Source organism: Aeromonas sp. JL9 (assembly GCF_024436075.1).
Taxonomy (GTDB): Bacteria; Pseudomonadota; Gammaproteobacteria; order Enterobacterales; family Aeromonadaceae; genus Aeromonas; species Aeromonas veronii.
In genome coordinates this window covers 1-502 of the sequence record NZ_JANFNV010000084.1, presented here as the reverse complement: position 1 = coordinate 502, position 502 = coordinate 1, and the positions used below count along the sequence as shown (strand labels likewise).

At 58.8% G+C, this 502-nt stretch carries 1 protein-coding gene; it reads left to right on the top strand.

From position 1 onward, the window contains the following. Nucleotides 1-480, top strand: a 480-nt coding sequence (locus NOM06_RS20860) for a thiamine pyrophosphate-dependent enzyme (RefSeq protein ID WP_255913037.1), incomplete at its 5' end; no start/stop codon positions are given. Between the last annotated feature and the right edge of the window lie 22 nt (nucleotides 481-502).

The following is a 502-nucleotide window of genomic DNA, read 5'->3' as shown; positions in this document are numbered from 1 at the left end:
GGCGCGCAGCTGGCCAACCCGAATGCACAGGTGGCCTGCATTACCGGCGAAGGCTCGATCCAGATGAACATCCAGGAGCTGTCCACCGCCAAGCAGTACCACACGCCGGTGAAGGTGATTGCGCTGAACAACCGCTACCTGGGCATGGTGCGTCAGTGGCAGGAGTTCTTCTACGGCACGCGTTACGCCGAGTCCTATATGGATGCGCTACCGGATTTCGTCGGCATCGCCGAGGCCTACGGCCACGTCGGCATGAAGATCGAGAACCCGGCCGATGTCGAGGGTGCCTTGCGTGAAGCATTCAGCCCGGCATTGAAAGAGCGTCTGGTGTTCATGGACTTCCGTACCGACCAGTCCGAAAACGTGTTCCCGATGATCCAGAACGGCAAGGGTCTGGACCAGATGGATCTGCCGCCGCATATGCGCGAGCTGCAGATTGCTCCTTTCGAGAACAACCGTGACTACGGCAACATGTGCTAAGGCAGTGGCATGAGACATATAC